We start from the raw sequence: 2,708 nt of genomic DNA, 5'->3' as shown, positions 1-2,708 counted from the left end.
GTGGGTGAGCTTTACATCGGCGGGGCGGGGGTTGCGCGTGGCTATCTGAACCGTGCCGATCTGACGGCGGAGCGGTTCATCGCCAGTCCCTTTGTGGACGGCGATCGGCTGTACCGGACCGGCGACCTGGCGCGCTATCTGCCCGACGGCAATCTGGAGTTCCTGGGCCGCAACGACGACCAGGTGAAGATCCGTGGCTTCCGCATCGAGCCGGGCGAGATCGCCGCACGGCTTTGCGAGCACGCCTGGGTGCGCGATGCGGTTGTGGTGGCGCGCCAGGACCGGTCCGGCGACAAGCACATCGTCGGCTATGTGGTGTGTGCGCCCGAAGCTCAATCGGATGAGCTGGATGGCGCTGACCTTGCCAGCGCCTTGCGCACGCACTTAGGTGCGTGCCTGCCGGACTACATGGTGCCGTCGGCGTTCGTGCGGCTGGCGGGGCTGCCGCTGACGGTGAACGGCAAGCTCGACCGCCAGGCGCTGCCGGCGCCGGAAGATGATGCCTATGCGCATCGCGCCTATGAGCGGCCGCAAGGCGAGATCGAGACGGCGCTGGCCGAGATCTGGGCGGAGCTTCTCGGGGTCGAGCGGGTCGGACGCCACGACCACTTCTTCGAGCTCGGCGGCCACTCGCTCCTGGCGGTGCGGTTGCTCAGCCGAGCGCTAAATCTTGGAATGAAGTTTAATGCCGCCGATCTCTTCCAGGCTCCTGTCCTGAAGGAACTTGCATCGAGGGTTGAGTTGGACCCGCAACGTCATCCAGCTGGAGTGCTACCCGTTCAGGCGACGGGATCTCAACCGCCACTCTTCTTTGTACCGACAGGTTACGGAGATTATTCGTATGTCCTCACTTTAGCAAAAGAAATGGATGTAGACTGCCCGATCTATGCTTTGCCATGGCCGTCTTTCAATGAACTTTGTCAACCAGCTCTCGATGCGATCGCCGCGGAGGTAATCCTCGCAATCAGAAAGATCCAGCCGCAGGGTCCGTATCGCTTCGCTGGTTACTCCTCAGGGGCAATCTTGGCTTATGCGCTTGCCAAACACTTGCTAAGTCGCGGGGAAGCTGTCTCATTTATGGCGTTCATCGATGTCACATTACCTGCAAATCCATCGAGCAGGTCGGATGCCCAAGTAGCATTAGATATGATATTCGAGCCTCTCGAGTCTTTAGATGATGAGCGGTTCGAATTGCTGGAGAAACTTTCTGAACAAAGTTCAGTTGCTCAGTTGTTTGAAAAGGCGCAGCAAATTGGGGCCATAGCTTCAGATCGCGATCTCTATGACAACGCCTTGAGGTATGTCTATTTTCACAGGGCACTACGATCGTATCGAGCTGCGACCCTGCCAATTGAGATACATCAGTTTTATGCAGCTGATCCTTTCCCTAGTCGTCGTGTGCGGGGCAAAAACTCAATCGCCCCGGAGGCAAGATCGGTCATGCGCGGCTGGGACCGCGTTTTGAGTGGGGCGGCCATTCATGCAGTTTCAGTTCCAGGCAATCACGTAACGATGATGAGCAACCCAGAAAACCGCAAAGTTTTGGCGCGCATGTTATCGAGAGCCTTGAATGGTTCGCCAATAAACACGCTGAACTGCACCCCGTTTTCACCGGATACCCGCGTTAGCCGGAGGAGCTAGGAGCCTGTCCAGTTAGCTTTGGGAAGGCAGGTTTATCTTGATAATGGCGGCTCAACTTGACGCTACGTGCGATTCAAGCCCTTCGAGAGCTCGTCGCGTGCATATGTCCAAACTCGCGGGTGCCAGAAGCTGTGACGACACGATTCACATCGTCCATAAGTTGTCCCAAGAAGATCGCATCGCTACGAGGTCCGTGACGCGCTAAACGAGTATCGCCGAACGGCGAGTCACCATATCCCCGATCACGTACCCCATACGTCCGCAAGTGGGTGGGTCCTGCTGATCAGCTCGAAAGTCGCTGACGAACGGCTCGCGGCGGCGCATCGGGCTAAGTTGGCCTATGTCTACGCGGCAGTTGTCCGTCAACCAGGTGCGGCGGCACCAGGAGAGCACCGTGTTGGCGATACCGGCTGTCAGATTGCGCCACCGGTCTGGGCTGACCTCATAACGCTGGGACAGATCCTACTGTCGCTGCTCCCGCACGGTTTCCAGCGCAATCCTTGCCTTCAGTGTCGCGTCGATCCTGTGTCTCGTCTTCGTCGTCATTATCCGCTCCGTCTATCAAACGGAGCAGCCGTTTCCAACTAAGCAAATGGCCCCAAAATCGGGGCCCATTTCAGACAATCGTGCGCGCAGCCATGCTTCCAATGCCGTTAAATTGCGGGCGGGGGTGCCAAAGCCCTGTGGCACGCCACGAAATGATGGTCGTGCCGACGCGTTGGCCATGTTGGGTTCAGGGGCAGCACATGGCCTGGCTCACCAGTTCGGCCGGGGTCTCTGAGCAGGGCAAAGGTACGGCGGCATCAATGGCAAGCGCCGAAAAGCGCATGCTGGTGCGTAAAGAACAGAGTTTGCCGAGCGCTTTGGCTGTGAGTTCGCCATCGGGACATTAGCCTTAACAAAGAGATGAGTTATGCATAACCAGCAACCGTTCTTAGTAGAGCTATCGCTGAAAGTTGGTGACGGTGGGAATCGGGAAGGCGGCATATCGTGGGGGTGCTTGAAGCCTCCACTTCTCCACCGAAGGAGCGATATGCCGTGTCCAAAGATAACATCATCAAGCTGAT

The 2,708-nt window shown here is 57.6% G+C and carries 2 protein-coding genes; both read left to right on the top strand.

Annotation, left to right across the window (positions count from 1 at the left end; translation table 11 throughout):
* Positions 1 to 1,641 (top strand): thioesterase domain-containing protein (locus tag GWE18_RS41730; RefSeq protein WP_275191278.1); only part of this gene is annotated, 1,641 nt, incomplete at its 5' end.
* Between the two features lie 746 nt (positions 1,642 to 2,387).
* On the top strand, positions 2,388 to 2,534 hold the full coding sequence (locus GWE18_RS41725) for a hypothetical protein (RefSeq protein ID WP_190242236.1): 147 nt from the start codon (positions 2,388 to 2,390) through the stop codon (positions 2,532 to 2,534).
* Positions 2,535 to 2,708 lie beyond the last annotated feature (174 nt).

Source organism: Bradyrhizobium sp. CSA112 (assembly GCF_029051645.1).
In the GTDB taxonomy this organism is placed as follows: Bacteria; Pseudomonadota; Alphaproteobacteria; order Rhizobiales; family Xanthobacteraceae; genus Bradyrhizobium.
The sequence above is the reverse complement of the archived record's forward strand: the minus strand, read 5'-3'. Positions and strand labels throughout refer to the sequence as shown.

What these genes read in the sequence shown, in the direction of transcription:
- GWE18_RS41725 (WP_190242236.1), top strand. Translation starts at nt 2,388, where the DNA reads ATGGCCTGGCTCACCAGTTCGGCCGGGGTCTCTGAGCAGGGCAAAGGT.